17 protein-coding genes are annotated in these 19,718 nt (G+C 68.2%); 7 read left to right on the top strand and 10 right to left on the bottom strand.

The genetic code is table 11. The features are described 5' to 3' along the window. Window positions 1–106: 106 nt before the first annotated feature. Both E6J58_01975 and E6J58_01970 read left to right on the top strand, forming a co-directional pair. A complete protein-coding gene (locus E6J58_01975) occupies window positions 107–1,657 on the top strand; it encodes a hypothetical protein (protein ID TMB42303.1) in 1,551 nt (516 codons plus the stop codon). Between the two features lie 211 nt (window positions 1,658–1,868). Continuing rightward, a complete protein-coding gene (locus tag E6J58_01970) occupies window positions 1,869–2,159 on the top strand; it encodes a hypothetical protein (GenBank protein ID TMB42302.1) in 291 nt (96 codons plus the stop codon). A gap of 181 nt (window positions 2,160–2,340) precedes the next feature. Here the strand turns inward: E6J58_01970 and E6J58_01965 are convergent, their stop codons facing one another. The 10 genes from E6J58_01965 to ilvB form a co-directional block, all read right to left on the bottom strand. After that, the gene (locus E6J58_01965; GenBank protein ID TMB42301.1) at window positions 2,341–2,991 is read right to left on the bottom strand and encodes a superoxide dismutase family protein; all 651 of its coding nucleotides are present in this window, start codon (window positions 2,989–2,991) and stop codon (window positions 2,341–2,343) included. A 58-nt stretch (window positions 2,992–3,049) separates the two neighbouring features. Further along, on the bottom strand, window positions 3,050–3,949 hold the full coding sequence (locus E6J58_01960; GenBank protein TMB42318.1) for a branched-chain amino acid transaminase: 900 nt from the start codon (window positions 3,947–3,949) through the stop codon (window positions 3,050–3,052). 95 nt (window positions 3,950–4,044) lie between these two features. Further along, window positions 4,045–5,028, bottom strand: a complete 984-nt coding sequence (locus E6J58_01955; protein TMB42300.1) for an NADP-dependent ketol-acid reductoisomerase — start codon at window positions 5,026–5,028, stop codon at window positions 4,045–4,047. Next, window positions 5,006–6,766, bottom strand: coding sequence for a dihydroxy-acid dehydratase (ilvD, locus tag E6J58_01950; GenBank protein ID TMB42299.1), 1,761 nt, complete (start codon window positions 6,764–6,766; stop codon window positions 5,006–5,008). Before ilvD ends, E6J58_01955 begins: the two co-directional genes overlap by 23 nt. Next, window positions 6,766–7,842, bottom strand: a complete 1,077-nt coding sequence (gene leuB / locus E6J58_01945) for a 3-isopropylmalate dehydrogenase (protein TMB42298.1) — start codon at window positions 7,840–7,842, stop codon at window positions 6,766–6,768. The genes ilvD and leuB overlap by 1 nt, the downstream gene beginning before the upstream one ends. Beyond that, window positions 7,839–8,411 (bottom strand): 3-isopropylmalate dehydratase small subunit, encoded by a 573-nt coding sequence (leuD, locus tag E6J58_01940; protein ID TMB42317.1) that lies wholly within the window; start codon window positions 8,409–8,411, stop codon window positions 7,839–7,841. Before leuD ends, leuB begins: the two co-directional genes overlap by 4 nt. A 5-nt stretch (window positions 8,412–8,416) precedes the next feature. Beyond that, window positions 8,417–9,847 (bottom strand): 3-isopropylmalate dehydratase large subunit, encoded by a 1,431-nt coding sequence (gene leuC, locus E6J58_01935; protein TMB42297.1) that lies wholly within the window; start codon window positions 9,845–9,847, stop codon window positions 8,417–8,419. Continuing rightward, window positions 9,834–11,417 carry a 2-isopropylmalate synthase gene (locus tag E6J58_01930; GenBank protein ID TMB42296.1) on the bottom strand — a complete coding sequence of 528 codons (1,584 nt, stop codon included), beginning with the start codon at window positions 11,415–11,417 and terminating at the stop codon, window positions 9,834–9,836. Before E6J58_01930 ends, leuC begins: the two co-directional genes overlap by 14 nt. A gap of 29 nt (window positions 11,418–11,446) precedes the next feature. Then, window positions 11,447–12,016 carry an acetolactate synthase small subunit gene (gene ilvN, locus E6J58_01925; GenBank protein TMB42295.1) on the bottom strand — a complete coding sequence of 190 codons (570 nt, stop codon included), beginning with the start codon at window positions 12,014–12,016 and terminating at the stop codon, window positions 11,447–11,449. Continuing rightward, complete coding sequence (gene ilvB / locus E6J58_01920; GenBank protein TMB42294.1) at window positions 12,016–13,764, bottom strand: biosynthetic-type acetolactate synthase large subunit; 1,749 nt, start codon at window positions 13,762–13,764, stop codon at window positions 12,016–12,018. The genes ilvN and ilvB overlap by 1 nt, the downstream gene beginning before the upstream one ends. 242 nt (window positions 13,765–14,006) lie before the next feature. On the opposite strand from ilvB, the gene E6J58_01915 reads away from it, so the two are divergent. The 5 genes from E6J58_01915 to E6J58_01895 all read left to right on the top strand — a co-directional run. After that, on the top strand, window positions 14,007–15,488 hold the full coding sequence (locus tag E6J58_01915) for a serine/threonine-protein kinase PknK (protein ID TMB42293.1): 1,482 nt from the start codon (window positions 14,007–14,009) through the stop codon (window positions 15,486–15,488). Then, window positions 15,397–15,981, top strand: coding sequence for a hypothetical protein (locus E6J58_01910; GenBank protein TMB42292.1), 585 nt, complete (start codon window positions 15,397–15,399; stop codon window positions 15,979–15,981). The genes E6J58_01915 and E6J58_01910 overlap by 92 nt, the downstream gene beginning before the upstream one ends. A gap of 293 nt (window positions 15,982–16,274) precedes the next feature. After that, window positions 16,275–17,522: an urea ABC transporter substrate-binding protein gene (gene urtA, locus E6J58_01905; GenBank protein TMB42291.1), complete on the top strand. Its 1,248-nt coding sequence runs from the start codon at window positions 16,275–16,277 to the stop codon at window positions 17,520–17,522. Window position 17,523: 1 nt separating this feature from the next. Continuing rightward, a complete protein-coding gene (locus E6J58_01900) occupies window positions 17,524–18,555 on the top strand; it encodes a hypothetical protein (protein TMB42290.1) in 1,032 nt (343 codons plus the stop codon). Then, window positions 18,552–19,718 (top strand): urea ABC transporter permease subunit UrtB (locus tag E6J58_01895; protein ID TMB42289.1); only part of this gene is annotated, 1,167 nt, incomplete at its 3' end. The genes E6J58_01900 and E6J58_01895, both read left to right, overlap by 4 nt.

The following is a 19,718-nucleotide window of genomic DNA, read 5'->3' as shown; positions in this document are numbered from 1 at the left end:
CGCGCGAGCGCCCTCGCGTCCGTGTGTCGCACGGTCGGGGGAGTGGTGGTGTGAAACTCGCGGGCCGCTGCGCGGATGAGCAGGTTCCGCCCACCCGGAGGCATGAATGTGGAAATCTTTTCTCCTCGGATTGGCTGCCGCTTGCGCGTGCGGCCCTATCGAGCAAAACGGGATCAGTCCTTCGACGGGCTTCGCCAATGACGGCGGCGTTCCGCCGGACGGCGGCGTCGTGGCGGACGGTGGCGTCGCGGCGGACGGTGGCGTCGGCAGCACGGATGCCGGCGTAGCGGACGGCGGCGCAGCGGCTGCGCTGGACTGCAGCGGGGTGATGCCTGACAACCTCGGCGCCGCGGTGACCGTAACGACGCCTCACGGCCGCCAGGACGTGTGCTGGAACGCCACTGGAGATCTCAGCGGCAACGTCGCCGGAGAGGCGCATCCCGGATCGATGGGCGACAACTGGACCGGCACGTGGCACGTCTGGAATCCGGGCGGCACGGAACGCGGCAGCTTTTCCAGCGTTGGCGGAGACGTCTTTGGCCAGCAGGACGGCTTCCAGAGCACACAGGGCAACCAGCATGTCGCCTGGTCGGCGAACGGCCAGGCGGTGCGCCGCTCGGCCCTGTCAGATAAGTGTTCCGAGGAGGCGTTCTACTCCTCGCTCGGCGGCTCGCTGGTGCTCGAGCGCTGCGGCTCGAAGCTGAACGCATACCGGTTCGACACGCAGGGCGCGCGCGCCGCGTCGATCGAGGTCGGCCAGGCGAACAACGCGGCCGCCGGCGTGATCGACGCGCAAGGGCGGGCGCTCATCGTGATCGCGCACGGGAACGGATATGCGGCGCGCTGGTACGACCTGAACCTGTCCGCGATCTCTGCCCCATTCGATCTGTCGCCGAAAGGGAAGTCGAAGCCGATGGTGCGGCCGCTGGTGGGCGGCGGGGCAGGGATCCAGATCGACGGGTCGTGGGTCACGACGGTGCGCAGTGGCGTGGGCGCGGCAGACAATCCGCCCTCCTGGCTTTCGTCACATCGCAACTACGATCTGCAGATCATCCGGCAGGGCCGCGCATACGCGCTGATCCCGCGCGACGACGTTTCCCCGCACGACACGCTCGATCTGTACTCCGGCGCGGGCGATGGGCCCGGACGGGACCGTCATCGGCCACGCGGGCGAAGGCGGCTGCACGCATCCATTCTGGAGCGGCTTACTGCGGTAGCGGATTTTTTGCGTTCCCCACGAATCGGCGGGCCGGCGCGGCCATCATTCTGGCCCAACCGGCTCGTTTTCTGCCCATTGACTTCACAATGCCCGGCAATTGAGTGTGCGCTGTGGGGGATGACCGATGAACGGCGCTCACTCGCCAAACTGGCTCCATCGAACGCACCAACGCTGGAAGGTTGCCGTGTTTGGCCTCGGGATCGGCATCGCCTCCCTTCTATGGGTCGCCAGTTACGCAATTTCGACGGGGACGCATCCGCTTTGGCTGCATCTCGCCGGTGTGATGGCGATGGCAGGGGCTTTCCTCTGGTTCGTGTCATCGGTGAGGTGTCGGGCTTGCGGGAAATCTGTGTCAGGTTGGGCACTCACGAAAGTCCCCCTGCCGGCATGGTTCCCGTCGTTGGCGCGGCTCCAGCAGTGTCCTCTTTGTGGAGATGATGGAGTGACCGCTGAGTAGCGACGTCGTCGCCGGCGAGAAGGGTCTCCGCGGCGAGCTTGCACGACTGCGTATATGGTGTCCCCAAATCTCGGCAAATGCGAAGCAAGAAAGGCATACGCTTTGTGTATGCAGCAAGTGTCCGAGCGGCTCGCCCAATGCATTTCCTTCTGTAACCAAGCTTATCTAGGTAACGGCGGATTCTGAGGCGACATGCCAAAGGAACAAGCAGACGCGATCCGTGATCCCATCGCAAGAGATACCTGGTCTTATCTCGGTAAGGATGGCCTTCGTCATACCGTCGAGATCGTTGTTGGACGGCCGATTGAGATGACGACTGGCGAAATTCCAGTTTGGGCCTGCCCTCTCTTTGTCGAGGGCATGACCCAGGGCGTGAAGAACATGAAGGGAGTCGGTCCCGTCGATGCGCTTCTGAATGCAGCGACGATCGTAAAGTCCCAGAAAGTCAAGCACGTCAGACCGGGAATGGGCGGCGGCAACTAGCGGATACGCAATTCGACCATGCGCGAGGGCACGGCGAGGCCGACGAGTAGGGCCACCACAGCATACGCAGTGGCCGAATACACCGCTGATTCGCGCACAGCAGCGCGCGTCAACACGTCAGCGCGAGGATGGCGCCGGCAACTAGCCCCGCATCGCGTCGGTCACCTTCTTCCTGAGCGTCTTACTGGCCGGCCTGGAGCACGCCGCAGGCGATGCGATTTCCAGAGTTGCCTGCCGGATCCGACTGCAGATCGTCCGCCTTCTCGTGGACGACCACCGCGCGGCCGGATGCATTGTCCATCGTCAGGTCGGACACGGTCACGGCCAGCAGGCCGCGGCCGCTGGAGCTGACCTTCATGTTCCCGAGGTCGCCGCCGTGGCGGACTGGCGTGTTCGCGCCGCCGTGGTGCGCCGCCGACTTGGGATTGAAGTGAGGGCCGGCGTTCTGGGCAGCAGGGTCGCTGCAATCGCCGTTCTCGTGGATGTGCACCCCGTGCTCGCCGGGCGTGGCATTCTGCACCTCCACCAGGACCACGACGCCGGATCCTCCCGGAGTGACACGCGCGATGCCCGACACGTTGCTGCTGCTGCGCGGCTCGAGCCTCGCCGTCAGCACCGACGGCGTCGTGCCCGGCATCCCGGCGTCCGGCGCGCCCATCGCGCCAGCATCGCCGTACATTCCGCCCGCGTCGAAAGTTCCGAACATGCCCGCGTCGGACGAGACGGTGCCGGCGTCCGCTCCGCCGGCGGTGCCGCCCGATGGCGCACCCGTCGTGGACGTCGTAGTGGCGCAGCCGCAAGCGAGGATCAGGAGCAGCGTCGCGTACCGCATGAGCACCTCCGGAAACGGGGCGCCGAACCTAGCAGGTCCGGCGCCGTTGTCGACCCGGTCAGCTCACGAACGTGAGCCAGGACGCAGAGCGGGGATGCTCTCCACGCACCACCGCGTGGTACGCCTGCTGCAGCGCCCGCGTGACGGGCGTTCCGCGGCCGGAGCCGATCGGACGAAAGTCGATCTCCCGCAGCCCGATCACCTCCGCCGCGGTCCCGGTCACGAAGACCTCGTCGGCGATGTAGAGCTGGTCGCGGGAGACCGGCTGCTCGACAACTTCGTGGCCCAGATCGCGCGCCAGCGTCATGATCGAGTCGCGGGTGATGCCCTCCAGGATGGCCCCGGGAGGCGGCGTGACCAGGCGCCCGCGGCGCACCACGAAGATGTTCTCGCCGGTGCACTCCGCCACCATGCCCTGCGCATCGAGCATGATCGCCTCGTCGAATCCGAGGCGCAGCGACTCGGTCTTCGCCAGCACCGAGTTGGGATAGTTCCCGCTGATCTTCGCCTTGGTCATCATCACGTTCGGGTGGTGACGGGTAAAGGTGGAGACGTTGGCGCGAACGCCCTGCTCCAGCGCCTCTGCCCCCAGATACGCCTTCCACTCCCAGACGGCGATGCCCGCGTACGCCTTGCCGCCGTCGACCGTCAGGTTCCAGCCGCCTTCCGCGAGCCAGATCAGAGGGCGGATGTAGCACTCCTCGAATCCGCTCGCGCGGACCACGTCCGTGCAGCCTGCGGTCAGCTCCTCCAGACCGAACGGCAGCTCGCGCCAGCCGAGGACGCGCGCCGAATGGATCAGCCGCTCGACGTGCTCCTCGAGCCTGAAGATGGCCGGCCCTCGCGCCGTGCGGTAACAGCGGATCCCCTCGAAGGCCGCCACTCCGTAGTGGAGCGCGGGCGTGAGGAAGTCCAACCGCGCCTCCGAAGGCGAGACGAGCTTGCCGTTCAGCCACATGCGCGGAGGACCGGCCGCCGTCGTTCCTCTGGATCCGGCGGTCGACCGGCCTTCGAGCTCCGTACTCTGGACGCGTTCCACCCTGCCTCCGGCTCTTACGCCTGTGCAGCGGGACGCGGCTTGCGCGGCGCCTCGCTGGAGTCCTTCTTCGCATCGCGCAACCAGCTCATCAGCTCGCGGATCCGGCGACCAACTTCCTCGATGGGATGCGCCTTCGCTTCGGCGCGCAGCTTGTCGAACGACGGCCGCCCGGCCTGGTTCTCCAGGATCCATTCGCGCGCGAACTGCCCGGTCTGGATCTCGCGGAGGATCTTCTTCATCTCCGCCCGCACGCCCTCGTTCACGATCCTCGGCCCGCGGCTGTAGTCGCCGTACTCCGCCGTGTCGCTGATCGAGTAGCGCATCCAGCCCAGGCCGCCCTCGTACATCATGTCGACGATCAGCTTCAGCTCGTGCAGGCACTCGAAGTACGCGCTCTCCGGCTGGTACCCCGCCTCGACGAGCGTTTCGTACCCGGCGACGACCAGCGAGGAGATGCCGCCGCAGAGCACCGTCTGCTCGCCGAACAGATCGGTCTCGGTCTCCTCGCGGAAGGTGGTCTCCAGGACCGCGGCGCGGGTCGCGCCGATGCCGCGCGCGTACGAGAGCCCGAGCGCCTTGGCCTGGCGCACCATGTGCCCCGGCGCCTTGGGAGCGATGAGGACGACGTCGACTTCCGGCGGCGGCTTGATCTGCCCGTAGTGGATGTTGAATCCATGCGCGAAGAAGAGCGCCTTGCCCGCCGTGAGATGAGGCGCGATGTCCTCCTCGTAGATCCTCCTCTGCTTCTCGTCGGGCGCGAGCACCATGATCAGGTCCGCCTCGCGCGCCGCCTCGGCCACGGTGAGGACGGACAGGCCCGCCGCCTGCGCCTTCTGGCGCGACTTGCTCTCCTCCGGAAGTCCGACGCGGACGTCGACGCCGGAGTCCTTGAGGTTGAGCGCGTGCGCGTGACCCTGGCTGCCGTATCCGACCACCGCGACCTTGCGGCCGCGGACGAGGTCGAGGGTTGCGTCCTTATCCGTGTAGATGGTGGCCATCGTTCACTTCCTTCGCTTCTGCTTGCGTGGGACTGCTGCTTGCGGAACTTGCGGAAACAGCGGGAACCTGCGTGACCGCGCCTTCGGCGGCCGAAGAAACCAGAGCGACGTACTTGGCGAAAACGCCGGAGGTGTAGCGCGGCGGCGGCGGCTGGAAGCCGCGCATCCGCGCTGCCAGCTCGGCGGCGGAAAGCTCGACGGACAGCGTGCGCCGCTCCACGTCGAACACCACGCTATCGCCCTCGCGCAGGGCAGCGATGGGCCCGCCGACGGCCGCTTCCGGCGCGACGTGCCCGACCATCAGGCCGCGAGTCGCGCCGCTGAACCGGCCGTCGGTGAGCAGCGCAACGGATTCGCCGAGGCCCTCGCCAACGAGCGCAGCAGTGACGCCCAGCATCTCGCGCATCCCGGGACCGCCGCGCGGGCCCTCGTAGCGGATAACGACGACGTCCCCGGCCCGGATGCGCCGATCGCGGACCGCGGCGAAGGCGTCCTCCTCGCGTTCGAAGACGCGGGCCGGGCCGCGATGGAACGTCCGCTCGTGCCCCGCCATCTTCAGCACGCAGCCGTCCGGCGCGAGGTTGCCGCGCAGGATCACGAGGCCACCGGTCTTGCGCAGCGGTTCGCCGTGGGGGCGCACCACGTCCTGGCCGGGCGGCTCCGTGGCGGCGTTCGCATGCTCCTTCCAGGTCTTTCCGTCGGCGGTGGCTGCATCGCCGTGGAAGCGATTCGCTTGGAGGAGGCGCTGGACGATCAGCGGCACGCCGCCTGCGCGGTCGAGATCCACCGCGGTGTACCGCCCGCCAGGCTTCAAATCCGCAATCAGAGGAGTGCGCCGGCTGACCTCGTCGAAGTCGTCGAGCGCAAGCGGAATCCCCGCCTCCCGCGCCAGCGCCAGCAGATGCAGCACCGCGTTGGTCGATCCCCCGGTGGCGGCCACCGCCGCGATGGCGTTTTCGAACGACGCACGCGTGATCACGTCGGCCGGCGTGCGATTCTCGCGCAGGAGCCGCACGAGATCCGCTCCTGCGGCGCGCGTCGCATCGTCCTTGCGCGGGTCTTCCGCCGGAATCGTCGCGTAGCCGGGCGGCGAGAGGCCCAGCACCTCCATAGCCAGCGCCATGGTGTTCGCGGTGTACTGGCCGCCGCAGGCGCCGCTGCCCGGGCAGGCCACGTCCTCGAGCTCCTTGAGACGCGCGAGCGGGAGGTGTCCGGCGGCGTGCGCTCCCACCGCCTCGAACACGTCCTGGATGGTCACGTCGCGCCCGTCGAAGTGTCCTGGCGCAATCGACCCGCCATAGAGCAGGAGCGAGGGCAGGTTCAGCCGCAGCAACGCCATCGCGCCGCCCGGGATCGTCTTGTCGCAGGCAACCAGCGTTACCATCGCGTCGAAGAGATGCCCGCGCCCGACCAGCTCGATGGAGTCGGCGATCACTTCCCGGCTCACCAGCGACGCCTTCATCCCTTCGGTGCCCATGGTCACGCCGTCACTGATGGCGATGGTGTTGAACTCCATCGGCGTGGCGCCCGCCGAGCGGATGCCCTCCTTCACCCGCTCGGCCAGGCGACGCAGGTGGAAGTTGCAGGGCATCGTCTCCGTCCAGGTGCTGGCGACGCCGACGATGGGGCGCGAGAGGTCCGCGTCGGTGAAGCCGATCGCCTTGAGCATCGACCGCGCCGGCGCCCGGTCGGGGCCTTCGGTGATGGCGCGGCTGTGGGAGCGCGGATCTTCGGCCATCAGCGTGACTCCTTGTGCCGCGACAGCGCGTGGACGACGGCATCGCCCACCTCGACAGTCTTGCAGGTGCGATCGTCCCGGTCGGCCACGTCGGCGGTGAGCGCCCCGGTCTCCAGCGCGGCGCCGATGGCGGCGTCGACCGCGGCGGCCTCGTCCTCGAGATGCAAGGAGTGGCGGAGCAGCAGCGAGACGCTCCCGATCGCTCCGTAGGGATTCGCAAGCCCACGGCCGGCGATGTCGGGCGCCGAGCCGTGCACCGGCTCGTACAGTCCTGGTCCGCGCTCTCCGAGCGATGCCGAGGGCAGCATCCCGATCGAGCCGCCGAGCACGGCGGTGAGATCGGTGAGGATGTCGCCGAACAGGTTCTCGGTGACGATGACGTCGAAGTCCGCTGGCCGCTGCACGAGGCGGAGCGCGCAGGAGTCCACGAGCTGGTGCTCCAGGCTGATCCGGGGATACTCCTCCTGGACGATGCGCGTCGTCACCTCGCGCCACAGCCGGGAAGTCTCGAGCACGTTCGCCTTGTCGACCGACGTCAGCCGGCCGCGGCGCGACTGCGCAAGCCGCGCTGCGACGCGGACGACGCGCGCGATCTCGTCCTCGCTGTAGGTGCAGTGGTCCTCGGCCCAGGCCGCCTCGCGGCGCTTCTCGCCGAAGTAGATTCCGCCCGTCAGCTCGCGGACGATCAGCACGTCCACCCCGCGCAGCACCGCCGGCTTCAGCGGCGACGCCGCAACGACGCGCGGATGCGGCGAGGCAGGCCTCAAGTTCGCGAACACGCCGAGCGCGCGCCGCAGCTCGAGCAGTCCCTGCTCCGGCCGGACCGGCGATGAAGGGCCCCACCGCGGTCCGCCGACGGCGCCCAGCAGGACGGCGTCGGCGCCGCGGCAGAGAGCGGCGGTCTCGTCCGGCAGCGGTACACCCGTTCGCTCGATGGCGACTCCCCCGACGGTTGCCTCGCGAAGATCGAATGCGTGCCCGTACAGCTCGCCCACCGCGGTGAGGACGCGTACCGCTTCCGCTGTCACTTCCGGACCGACGCCGTCGCCCGGCAAGACCGCGATTAGCGCCCTCATCCTTGCTCCTTCTCGTATGCGGCGATCGCGTCTTCCTGCTCGAGAAGGTACCCGAGCTCGTCGACGCCCTGGAGCAGGCAGCGGCGGGAAAAGGGGTCGATGGCGAAGCTGACGCGGGCGTCGCCGAACGCGAGCGTGCACGACTCGAGATCGATGCTGACGCGCACCCCCGGCGACGCGAGCAGGATCTCGTGCGTCGCCGGATCGACGATCACCGGCAGGAGCCCGTTCTTGAGCGCGTTGCCGCGGAAGATGTCGGCGATGGACGAGCTGACCACGGCGCGGAAGCCGTAATCGAGCAGCGCCCAGGGAGCGTGCTCGCGCGATGACCCGCAGCCGAAATTCGCTCCGGCGACCAGCACCTGCGCGCCGTGGGCCTCGGGCCGCGAGAGCGGGAAGTCTGCCCTCGGACGGCCCTGTTCGTCGTACCTCCAGCCAGCAAAGAGCCAGCGGCCAAGGCCGGCGCGCGTGGTGCCCTTGAGATAGCGCGCCGGAATGATCTGGTCGGTGTCGATGTCGGCGCGGGCAAGAACGGCGGTCCGGGAGTCGAGCTTGCGGAAGGGTTGCAGCGCCGTCATCGCAGAAGCTCCCGCGGGTCGGCGATGGCGCCGGCAATCGCAGCCGCTGCGGCGGTCAGTGGGCTGGCGAGGAAAGTCCGCGCACCGGGACCCTGGCGCCCTTCGAAATTGCGGTTGCTGGTACTGACGGCGGACTGTCCCCGCCCGACCTGATCGCCGTTCATCCCGATGCACATCGAGCACCCGGGCTCGCGCCACTCCGCACCGGCATCGCGAAAAACGCGATCCAGGCCCTCTGCCTCGGCCGCCTTCTTCACCTGCCGGGATCCGGGCACCACCAGCGCGCGGACCCCTGCCGCCACCTTCCTTCCTCGCAGAACCGATGCCGCAGCGCGGAGATCCTCGAGGCGCGCGTTGGTGCAGCTTCCGATGAAGACGACGTCGATAGGATGGCCGATCAGCGGCTGTCCCGGCCGCAGGCCCATGTAGCGGAGCGCCCGATCCAATGCCGCCCGATTCGCGGCGTCAGTGGCGGACCCCGGATCCGGCACCTCGCCGCGAATCGGGACGGACATTCCCGGATTCGTTCCAAAAGTGATGGTCGGCTCGACGGCGCTGCCGTCGATCTCGACCGTGCGATCATAGATCGCTCCCGGATCGCCGGGTAGCGTCAGCCAGCGAGTGAGCGCGCGATCCCAGTCCGGGCCCTGCGGCGCCCGCGGCCGCCCGGCCAGGTACTGGAACGTGACGTCGTCGGGCGCGATGCAGCCGGCGCGGGCTCCGGCCTCGATGGACATGTTGCACACCGTCATCCGCTCTTCCATCGAGAGCGCCCGGATGGCGCTTCCGGTGTACTCGATGACGTGGCCGGTGCCGCCGGCGATGCCGATGCGGCCGATGATCGAGAGGATGAGATCCTTCGCGGTGACACCCGGCCGCGGCCGGCCTTCGACCCGCACTTGCAGCGTTCGCGGCCGCCGTTGCAGCAGGCATTGCGTGGCCAGCACGTGCGCCACTTCGCTGGTGCCGATCCCGAAAGCAAAGGCGCCGAAGGCCCCGTGCGTGCTGGTATGGCTGTCGCCGCAGACGATGGTCATCCCCGGCTGCGTCAGACCCAGCTCCGGCCCGATGACGTGCACGATGCCCTGCTGCTCGCTGGAGAGCGAGTGCAGCTCGACGCCGAACTGCGCGCAGTTCGCCTCCAGCGCGCCAAGCTGCGCCGCGCAGTCGCGGTCCTCGATGACCAGCTTCGTGCCCCGCGGACGCGGCGTGGTCGGCGTCGAGTGATCCATGGTCGCGAGCGTCCGGCCGGGACGTCTCACGCCGATGCCGCGCTCGCGCAGCACCGAGAATGCCTGCGGCGAGGTCACCTCGTGCACGAGGTGGAGATCGACGTACAAGACCGCTGGCGCCTCGTCCGTCTCCGGACGGACGAGGTGCGCGTCCCAGAGCTTGCCGAAGAGCGTGCGCGGCTCAGACTGCGCCACACACCACCTCGGGCTCGGGGGGCGTCTTGCGCTGCAGGCGGCCCGCGGAGATTCGGTTCACCACCTCCAGGTAGGCCTCGGCGCTGGCGAGGACGATGTCGGTGCTCAGGCCGCGCCCGCGATAGGTGCGGCCCTCGTGCTCGACGACGACGATCACTTCACCCTGCGCATCCTCGCCGGCGCTGACGCTCGCGATGGTGAAGTCGCGCAGACGCGCTTTCACGCCGGTGATGCGCTCGATGCACTTGAAGACGGCGTCGACCGGACCGTCGCCGGTGGCCGCCTCGTCGAGCTTCCGCCCGTCGCGGGTGAGGAGCGACACGGCGGCAGTGGGAGGCGTGCCGGTGCCGCTGACCGCGTTGAGGCTCGCCAGCTCCCAGCGGCGCGCCGTCCCGTTCTGGAAGAGGCCGACGAGCAGCGCGTCGAGGTCGCCGTCGTAGATCTCCTTCTTCTTGTCCGCGAGCCGCTTCAGCTCCTCGAATACCTTGTCGATCTGCTCCGGCTCGAGCTGGTAGCCGAGATCGTGCAGCCGCGCGTTCAGCGCATGGCGGCCGCTGTGCTTGCCGAGCACGAGGTTGCTGCTCTTGAAGCCGACGTCCTCGGGCCGCATCACCTCGTACGTCTGCTGGTGGTTGATCATCCCGTGCTGGTGGATGCCGGATTCGTGGGCGAAGGCGTTCTGCCCGACCACCGCCTTGTTGCGCGCGACGTGGAATCCCGTCGCTCCCGCCACCACCCGGCTCGCCGAGCAGAGCTGCTGCGTACGGATGCCCGTGCGCAGGCCGAAGAAGTCGTGGCGCGTGCGCAGCGCCATCACCACTTCCTCGAGCGAACAGTTCCCGGCGCGCTCGCCGATCCCGTTGACGGTGCACTCCACCTGCCGCGCCCCCGCCTGGAGCGCCGCCAGGCTGTTGGCTACCGCCATGCCGAGATCGTCATGGCAGTGGACGCTGAGCACCACGCGGTCGATGCCGCGGACCTTGGCGCGCAGGTTCTCGATGATGGCGGCGAAGTGCGAAGGCACCGCGTACCCGACGGTGTCGGGGATGTTGATGGTCGTGGCGCCCGCCTCGATGGCGCGCTCCACCACTTCGACGAGGAAGTCCGGCTCCGTGCGTGCCGCGTCCTCGGCGGAGAACTCCACGTCGTCGCAGCGCTCGCGCGCGTACTCGATGGCGCCGGTGGCGACGCGGACCACTTCCGCTTGCGTCATCCGCAGCTTGTGCTCGCGGTGGATCGGGCTCGTGGCGAGGAAGACGTGGACCCGACGGCGCGACGCGGGCGCCAGCGCCTTGAGGACGGCGTCGATGTCCGGCCGGTGCGCGCGCGCGAGCGCGCAGATGACGGGGCCCTCCACTTGCCGGGAGATCGCTTCCACGGCCTGGAAATCGCCTGGCGACGCGACGGGAAATCCGACTTCCATCACGTCCACGCCGAGCGCCGCGAGAGCCTTCGCCACCTGCATCTTCTGCGAGAGGTTCATGCTCCCGCCTGGGGCCTGCTCACCGTCGCGCAGGGTGGTGTCGAACACGATCACCCGGTCGCTCGTCTCGTTCCCGTTCCTGTTCATCCGCGTCGCTCCTGCTTCTGGTTTGAAAGTCATGCGGCTACCCCGTCATCCGATTCGGACGCTTCGTCCTGCGCGCCGCCCCCCGGTCCTCGCTGCATCGCCACCGCTCCAGTGCGCACCAGCTCGAGGATCCCGAAGGGGCGCAGCACCTCGACGAGCCCGTCGAGCTTCTCCTGCGTCCCGGTGGTCTCGACGATCACCGACTCGGGACCGAGGTCCACCACACGGGCGCGGAAGGTCTGCACGAGCTGAAGCAACTCGGGGCGCCGGTTCTGCGCGGCGCGCACCTTCACGAACGCCATCTCGCGCGTGACCGACGGCGCGTGGGTCACGTCTTCGACCGAAAGCACGTTGACGAGCTTGTAGAGGTTCGCCTCCAGCCGCCGGGCGGTCTCGTCGTCCGCACGCACCACCACGGTGATGCGGGAGATGCCTTCCCGTTCGGAGCGGCCGACCGTGAGCGACTCGATGTTGAACCCGCGCCGCCGGAACAGCGAGACGATGCGGTTGAGGGTCCCGGGCTGATCTTCGACGTAGACGATGAGCGTCTGCGCCGTCCTCCGGCCACTGGGAATGGAAAACGCGGAGTCGTGCGGCATCACTCCTCCTCGGCGAATGCGGGTCGCCGGATCATCTCGCGCAGGTCGGTGTTGGCCGGCACCATCGGGTACACCGAGTCTTCCTGCTCGACGCGGAACTCGACCACCACCGAGCCCGCCTCGGCCCGGGCCCGCTCGACGGCCTGAGGGATCTCCTCCCTGCGCGTGACGCGGAGTCCCGGCAAACCGTGCGCCTGAGCCAGCATCACGAAGTCGGGGCTGCGCAGCGGCGTGGCGACGTACCGGCGGTTGTAGAAGAACTCCTGCCACTGTCGGACCATCCCCAGATAGCCGTTGTTGACGATGGCGATGTTGAGCTTCAGGCCTTCCTGCGCGCAGGTGATCAGCTCGCAGGCGGTCATCTGGAACCCGCCGTCGCCCGCCACTACCCAGATCTCGTCGTCCGGTCGGGCAAAGCGCGCGCCCATCGCCGCGGGAAGCGCGAACCCCATCGTGCCGAGGCCGCCCGAGGTGATCAGCGACCGGGGTCGCTCGTGCTTGTAGTACTGCGCCTCCCACATCTGGTGCTGGCCGACGTCGGTCACGACCAGCGCCTTGCCTTCCGTCAAGCGCCAGAGATCGTGCAGCACGTGGGCGGCGAAGAGCTTCCCGCCCGAGGGAACCGACTGCACGTCGCGGCGGGCCGCTTCGCTCCGCCGGGCCGCGATGCGATCCAGCCAGGGCTTGCGCGTTCGCGCCTGTACGACCGGAAGCAGCGCCTCCAACGTCCGCCGCAGGTCTCCCGGCAGGGCGACGTCCACCCGGACGTTCTTGTTGATCTCGCTGGGGTCGATCTCCGCGTGGATCTTCTTCGCGTTCACCGCGTACGTCTGCAGCTTGCCGGTGACCCGGTCGTCGAAGCGCATCCCCAGCGCGACCAAGAGATCTGCTTCCTGGATCGACGTGTTCACCCAGGCTTCACCGTGCATCCCCATCATGCCCAGGCTGAGCGGATGCGATGCCGGGAAGCCTCCGAGGCCGAGCAGCGTGGCGGTCACCGGAACGCCGGTCTTCTCGGCAAACTCGCGCAAGAGCGCCGTCGATCCCGACGCCAGAACGCCCTGGCCCGCGAGGATCAGGGGCCGCTCGGCCGCGTCGATCAACAAGGCTGCCCGGGCGATGGCGTCGGAAGTCGGCGTCGGAATCGGGCGGCTGCGCGCCGCCCGCGTCGGCAACCGCGCGTCGAGGCGCGCCACTCCCTGCTGCGCGTCCTTGGTGATGTCCACCAGCACCGGACCCGGCCGGCCGGAGCGGGCGATGAAGAAGGCCTCGCGGAGGGTGGGGGCGACGTCCTCGGCGCGCGTGACCAGGTAGTTGTGCTTGGTGATCGGCAGCGTGATGCCGGTGATGTCCGTCTCCTGGAAGGCGTCGCTGCCCAAGACCGTCGAAGGCACCTGCCCCGTGATGCAGACGATGGGAGAGGAATCCATCATCGCCGTCGCGATGCCGGTGACGAGGTTCGTCGCGCCCGGTCCGGAGGTGGCGATCGCCACTCCGACTTTGCCCGACGCCCGGGCATAGCCGTCGGCCATGTGGGCGGCGCCCTGCTCGTGCCGGACCAGGACGTGCCGGATGGGATAGGCCGGCATCGCGTCGTAGGTCGGCATGATCGCGCCGCCCGGGTACCCGAAGACGACGTCGACGCCTTCGCGCACGAGAACTTCCCAGACCATCTGCGCGCCCGTCCTCTGGACCGGTTCGGCGTCGGGGCTTCGGCTCTGCTGTGCAACTGCGGGCTGCGACGACATGCGGACCTCGGGGGCAAAAAAAAGCCCCCGCACCGGGTCGGGTGCGGGGGCCAGGTTCCTTCCGGAAATCTTCCTCGGTCAGGACGGCGGCCCGCACCCGCTGCTAATGAGCGGAAGCAGTCCGACGACGCCAAGAAGGAGCGAGGAGCGAAGCTCCGGCGCGGAAGCGAAGAGGACGGCGGCGCGCGGGAGCCGGGATTTCATGGCGCACATGGGTAGCGCCCCTTGCCGCGGTTTGTCAAATGCGTTCGCAGGGATGGGCCCCGGTTCACCCAATCTTCACATCCGGGCCGCCGTTCCGACGAATTCGTCGCTTCCCTCGGTCGAAATGGCAGGATCGTCGCAACCTTCCAGCACAGCTGCATAGATTCAGTATGATGCGCGCCCTTCCTCAGGGTGACTCCGTGGACCCCGGAGACTTCGGCGGCAACGCGCGGTTCCAGGTCCTCTCGCGGCTCGGCGCGGGACCGATGGGTGTGGTCTATCGCGCCCGCGATCTCGCCCAGGGCCGCGACGTCGCGCTGAAGACGCTGCAGCGGTTCGATCCGGCGGGGCTATACCGGTTCAAGCACGAGTTCCGCTCGTTCGCCAACGTCTCGCACCCGAACCTCGTCACCCTCTACGAGCTCATCTCGGACGAAGACCGCTGGTTCTGCACCATGGAGCTGTTGGAGGGCGTCGATTTCCGGCGTTGGATCGCCAATGGCGACGTCGACCGGCTGCGCGACGCGTTCCGGCAGCTCGCGCTCGGCGTCGAAGCCCTCCACGCGACTGGACGCCTGCACCGGGACATCAAGCCGTCGAACGTGATGGTGGATAGCCGAGGCCGGGTCGTCCTCCTCGACTTCGGTCTGGTGAGCGCCCGGCGGTCCGCGTCGGCAGGCGATTCGATCCTCGATCCGATGGGCGGAACGCCGCCGTACATGTCACCGGAGCAAGCCGGCGGCGCGGAGTTGGGCCCGGCCTGCGATTGGTACAGCGTGGGCGCGATGCTTTACGACATCCTCGCCGGGCGGCTGCCCTTCGAGGGCACGGTGATCGAGGTGCTCGACGCAAAGATCCGGCGAGAGGCGCCTCCGTTGCGTCGCGACGGCATTCCGGAGGATCTCGCCGAGCTTGCGACCGCGCTCGTCCATCGGAACCCCGACGAGCGGCCGAAGGGCTCGGAAGTGTTGCGACGGTTGCGAAGTGCCCACGTCCCGACCGGCATGCCCGCGCAGGGGCCTGCACCGGTCTTCCTTGGGCGGCAGTCCCAGCTCGAGGCGCTGGAAGCCGCGCAAGCACGAGCGCGCGAAGGCACGCCCGTGACCGTCCTCGTCCAGGGTCGTTCGGGCATGGGCAAGACGACGCTGGTCGATCGCTTCCTCGGCCGCATTCGGGCGGACCCTCGGGCAACCGTGCTGGCCGGCCGCTGCTACGAGCGCGAATCCGTCCCCTACAAGGCGCTCGACAGCGTGATCGATTCGCTCTCGCAGCGATTGCGGCGTCTGGGGGACCAGGCTGAAGTGCTGCTGCCGAGCGACATCCATTCCCTGGTGCGCCTGTTCCCCGTGCTGCGGCAGGCCCCGGCGGTGGCGACCGCGTCCAGACCCGCCGTCGAGATTCCGGACCCCCAGGAGCTGCGACGCCGAAGTGCGGCTCGCTCGAGAGCAGTGGGTGACCGGCGGCTTCGACATCCAGCACATGCTCCTGTTGCTCGGCGAGGCGTTCGTCGACCGCTATGAGGGCGACGGCCACGCCGCCTGGGCGCGCGTCGACGCGGCCTGGCCAGCGTTCGAACAATCGATGCTGGGTCGCGTGCGCGTCGTGCGGTCACAGATGGTGCACGTCCGCGGCGCCAGCGCGCTCGCGGCGGTGGCGGATGCACGCGATCGGGCCGCGAGAAGTGCTCTCCTGAACGTCGCGGATCGGGCTGCGCGCGAGCTGATGAGCGATCCCATCGCCGCGTTCAGGCCGGCGGGCGAGTTGCTCCGCGCCGGGATCGCAGCCCTTCGTGGCCAGCCGGAGCGGGCTCTCATCCTCCTCGAACGGGCCGCGAGCGAGTTCGATACCGTCGACATGGCGCTCTACGCCGCCGTCGCGCGACGCCGCCACGGCGAGTTGTCCGGCGGTGAGGCCGGTGCCGCTCGCATCGCGGCCGCGGACACGTGGATGGCGCGTCAGGGAATCCGCAGTCCCGAGAGCTTCAACCGCATGCTCGCCCCTGGGTTTACATAGCGCAAGCGACGAATTCGTCGGTCGCCCACCGGGAAACCACGAAAACGTCAGCCGTTCGCCCGGCCAACTGCACGACCGTGAACCATCGCGCGCGGACCGACGCACGGTTTGTCGAGGACGCGCGCGACGTTTTTGTCGTCGCGGACCCATGCATCCGACGATTTCGTCGGGCGACTTCTCCAGCTTCGGCGGCTCGCACGAATGAAGGGCAGCCGTCGCCGCGCCGCGGCAAGTGGTCCCGCTGTTGCACTGACCGGGCGCAGGTCCGACCGGGCCGAGGAGAACCCCAACCCATGTACACCCGGAAGCTCATCTTCATGCTGTCGTCCGTTCTCTGCGCCGTCCTCTTCGGCGCGCCGCCGGCTCGCGCCGCGGAGACCATCAAGGTCGGCATTCTGCATTCGCTGTCGGGAACGATGGCGATCAGCGAGACGTCGCTCAAGGACGTCGCGCTGATGACCATCGACGAGATCAACGCCAAAGGAGGCGTGCTCGGCAAGAAGCTGGAGCCAGTGATCGTCGATCCCGCCTCGAACTGGCCGCTGTTCGCGGAGAAGGCGCGCCAGCTGCTGACCAAGGACAACGTGGCGGCGGTGTTCGGCTGCTGGACGTCGGTCTCGCGCAAGTCCGTGCTGCCGGTGTTCGAGGAGCTGAACGGGCTCCTCTTCTATCCTGTCCAGTACGAGGGCGAGGAGCTGTCGCAGAACGTCTTCTACACGGGCGCGGCGCCGAACCAGCAGGCGATCCCCGCGGTGGAATACCTGATGTCCAAGGAAGGCGGCGGCGCGACGCGCTTCTTCCTGCTCGGCACCGACTACGTCTACCCGCGCACCACGAACAAGATCCTCCGGGCCTTCCTGAAGTCGAAGAAAATCCCGGAGAGCGACATCCTGGAGACGTACACGCCGTTCGGCCACAGCGACTACCAGACGATCGTCGCACAGATCAAAGCGTTCGGCGCCGGCGGACACACGGCGGTGATTTCCACCATCAACGGCGACTCCAACGTGCCCTTCTACAAGGAGCTCGGCAACCAGGGGCTCAAGGCCACCGACATCCCGGTGGTCGCGTTCTCCGTCGGTGAAGAGGAGCTGCGCGGCATCGACACCAAGCCGCTGGTCGGCCACCTCGCGGCCTGGAACTACTTCATGTCTCTCAAGAACAAGACGAATGCCGAGTTCATCAAGATGTGGAAGGCATACGTGAAGAAGAACGGGCTTCCCGGCGGCGATTCGCGCGTGACCAACGACCCGATGGAAGCCACCTACGTCGGCATGCACATGTGGGCGCAGGCGGCGCAGAAGGCCGGCAGCGTCAAGGTCGACGACGTCCGCAAGGCGATGGCCGGCCAGACGTTCGTGGCGCCCTCCGGGTTCACGCTGAAGATGGACGAGACGAACCACCACCTGTGGAAGCCGGTGTTCATCGGCGAGGTGCAGGGCAACGGGCAGTTCGACGTGGTCTGGAAGACGGACAAACCGATCCGCGCCCAGCCGTGGAGCCCGTTCATCGCAGGCAACGAGAAGCGGGCGGGGCGCTAGGATGAGAATCGCCGTCATCTGCACCGTCGCGCTCGCCGCCGCAGCGGCTCCGGCCGCAGAGCTCACCCTCGGACCCAAGACACTCTCCTATGGAGTCGGGGTCCGCGTCGGAGGCGGCTACGTCGACACCACGCCCGCGCAAGGAGTAAGCGTCAACACGCTGGACGTGCGTCCGTACATCGCCGGCCAGTTCGCGCCCTGGCTGAAGTTCGCGGGGAACCTCGACCTGAACAACGCCGATGGCGGCACCATCCGCGTGCTCGACGCCATCGCGCAGTTCGAGCCCAGCGAGCTCTTCAACGTCTGGATGGGACGCTTTCTGCCACCGTCGGACCGCGCGAACCTGAGCGGGCCCTACTACCAGAACGCCTGGAACTATCCGACGACCGTCAACGGATATCCATCGATCTACGCCGGCCGCGCCGACGGAGCAGCGCTGTGGGGCCAGCTCAACCACGGACAGCTCAAATACCAGGCGGGCGTCTTCACGCTGGACACCGCGGTACCCGTCGGTCAGGCCATCTACGCCGGGCGGGTGGTCTTCAACTTCCTCGATCCGGAGCCCGGCTACTACAACTCCAGCACCTATTACGGATCGAAGGACGTCCTCGCGCTGGGAGGCACGATTCAGTACAAGAAGACCATCGATACGGCCGGCGACAAGAAGATGCTGGGGTTCAACGTCGACCTCCTCTTCGAGAAGAAAGTCATCGCCGCGGACGTGCTCACGCTCGAAGGCGCCTACTACAACTTCGACCAGGGCAACGATCTGGGCAAGGAAGGCTGGAGCGCCTTCGGCCTTGCCAGCTGGCTGTTCGCGTCGAAGATGGGTCCGGGCCGGGTCCAGCCGATGGTACGTTACCAGCACGCCGTCGCGGCATTGGGTGGCGACCCGACGCGGACCGTGGATGTCGGCCTCAACTACATCCTGGACGGGCACAATGCGCGCATAGGACTGGCGGTGCAGAACACCAATCCGCCGGCCGGGTCGAGCGTCACCGGCGTGCAGCTCGGCATCCAGTTCCAGGAATGACGGCAGGCTTGATCACGGCGGTCGTGCTCGCGGTCAGTCTCGACGCGAGCACGCTCGACAAGATCGCTCGAGGCAGCCAGGCGGACCGCCAAGGGGCGGTCTCCGCTCTGGCTGAAGCCGGTGATGCAGCTGCCGTTCCGGTGCTTCGCGCGACGCTGGAGGGCCGCCTCTATGCGGGGCCCGAAGGACCGGTCCTCATCGACGACGGTGGAAGGCTGCGGGACGCTCTCACCGGCGCTCCCGCAGCGTCGCGTGACGACCTGGAAAAAGTGTCACTTTCCGCGCCGGATCGGGCGGAGCGCCTGGAGGCTGCGCGCTCGCTGCAGCAGGCGCCGGATCCCGACGTCCTTCCCGCCGTCGAGGGCGCCCTGACGAAGGAGAAGGACAAGGAGGTCCGCGAGGTCCTGCTCACCACGCAGGCGATGCTCGCGCTCTCGGCGTCCGAGCCCGCCCGCCGGATCGCCGCGGCACAGCAGCTTCGACGGGTGCCTGGATCGACCAGCAAGCGGCTCTTGGCGCAGCGGCTCGCGGTGGAGAGCGATCCCGCCGTGCTCGCCGCGCTGAAGGACGCGACCGGGAGCGTGGAGGCCTCGCTCAAGCGGGCAGAGATGGTGGGGCTGCTCTTCAGCGGTCTCAGCCTCGGAAGCGTGCTCCTCCTCGCCGCCCTGGGCCTCGCCGTCACCTTCGGGCTGATGGGCGTGATCAACATGGCGCACGGCGAGCTGCTGATGATCGGCGCGTACGCCACCTGGCTGGTGCAGACGCTGTTCCGCCGCCAATGGCCAGGTCACTTCGGTTGGTACCTGGCCGTCGCCGTGCCCGCCTCGTTCCTCGCGGCGGCCGCGGTGGGAGCGCTGCTGGAGCTGACCGTCGTGCGCAAGCTCTACGGTCGCCCCCTGGAGACGCTGCTCGCCACTTTCGGCGCGAGCCTGCTCCTGATGCAGGCGGTGCGCAGCGCCTTCGGCGCGCAGAACGTGGAGGTGGCCAACCCGGACTGGATGTCGGGCGGCATCACCGTGCTCGCCGGGCTGGTCCTGCCCTTCAACCGCATCGCCATCCTGCTCTTCGGTTCGTTGGTTCTCCTGCTCGTCTGGATACTTCTCTCCCGCACGCGCCTCGGGCTCTGGGTGCGCGCGGTGACGCAGAACCGGCAGCGCGCGGCA

It is taken from the genome of Deltaproteobacteria bacterium (assembly GCA_005879535.1).
Taxonomy (GTDB): domain Bacteria; phylum Myxococcota; class Myxococcia; order Myxococcales; family 40CM-4-68-19; genus 40CM-4-68-19.
This window is presented reverse-complemented; position numbering and strand designations above follow the sequence as displayed.

What these genes read in the sequence shown, in the direction of transcription:
- E6J58_01970 (TMB42302.1), top strand. Translation starts at nt 1,869, where the DNA reads ATGCCAAAGGAACAAGCAGACGCGATCCGTGATCCCATCGCAAGAGAT.
- E6J58_01900 (TMB42290.1), top strand. Translation starts at nt 17,524, where the DNA reads ATGAGAATCGCCGTCATCTGCACCGTCGCGCTCGCCGCCGCAGCGGCT.
- ilvD (TMB42299.1), bottom strand. Translation starts at nt 6,766, where the DNA reads ATGGCCGAAGATCCGCGCTCCCACAGCCGCGCCATCACCGAAGGCCCC.
- ilvB (TMB42294.1), bottom strand. Translation starts at nt 13,764, where the DNA reads ATGTCGTCGCAGCCCGCAGTTGCACAGCAGAGCCGAAGCCCCGACGCC.
- E6J58_01930 (TMB42296.1), bottom strand. Translation starts at nt 11,417, where the DNA reads ATGAACAGGAACGGGAACGAGACGAGCGACCGGGTGATCGTGTTCGAC.
- E6J58_01965 (TMB42301.1), bottom strand. Translation starts at nt 2,991, where the DNA reads ATGCGGTACGCGACGCTGCTCCTGATCCTCGCTTGCGGCTGCGCCACT.
- leuB (TMB42298.1), bottom strand. Translation starts at nt 7,842, where the DNA reads ATGAGGGCGCTAATCGCGGTCTTGCCGGGCGACGGCGTCGGTCCGGAA.
- E6J58_01960 (TMB42318.1), bottom strand. Translation starts at nt 3,949, where the DNA reads ATGTGGCTGAACGGCAAGCTCGTCTCGCCTTCGGAGGCGCGGTTGGAC.
- E6J58_01975 (TMB42303.1), top strand. Translation starts at nt 107, where the DNA reads ATGTGGAAATCTTTTCTCCTCGGATTGGCTGCCGCTTGCGCGTGCGGC.
- E6J58_01915 (TMB42293.1), top strand. Translation starts at nt 14,007, where the DNA reads ATGCGTTCGCAGGGATGGGCCCCGGTTCACCCAATCTTCACATCCGGG.
- ilvN (TMB42295.1), bottom strand. Translation starts at nt 12,016, where the DNA reads ATGCCGCACGACTCCGCGTTTTCCATTCCCAGTGGCCGGAGGACGGCG.
- E6J58_01955 (TMB42300.1), bottom strand. Translation starts at nt 5,028, where the DNA reads ATGGCCACCATCTACACGGATAAGGACGCAACCCTCGACCTCGTCCGC.
- urtA (TMB42291.1), top strand. Translation starts at nt 16,275, where the DNA reads ATGTACACCCGGAAGCTCATCTTCATGCTGTCGTCCGTTCTCTGCGCC.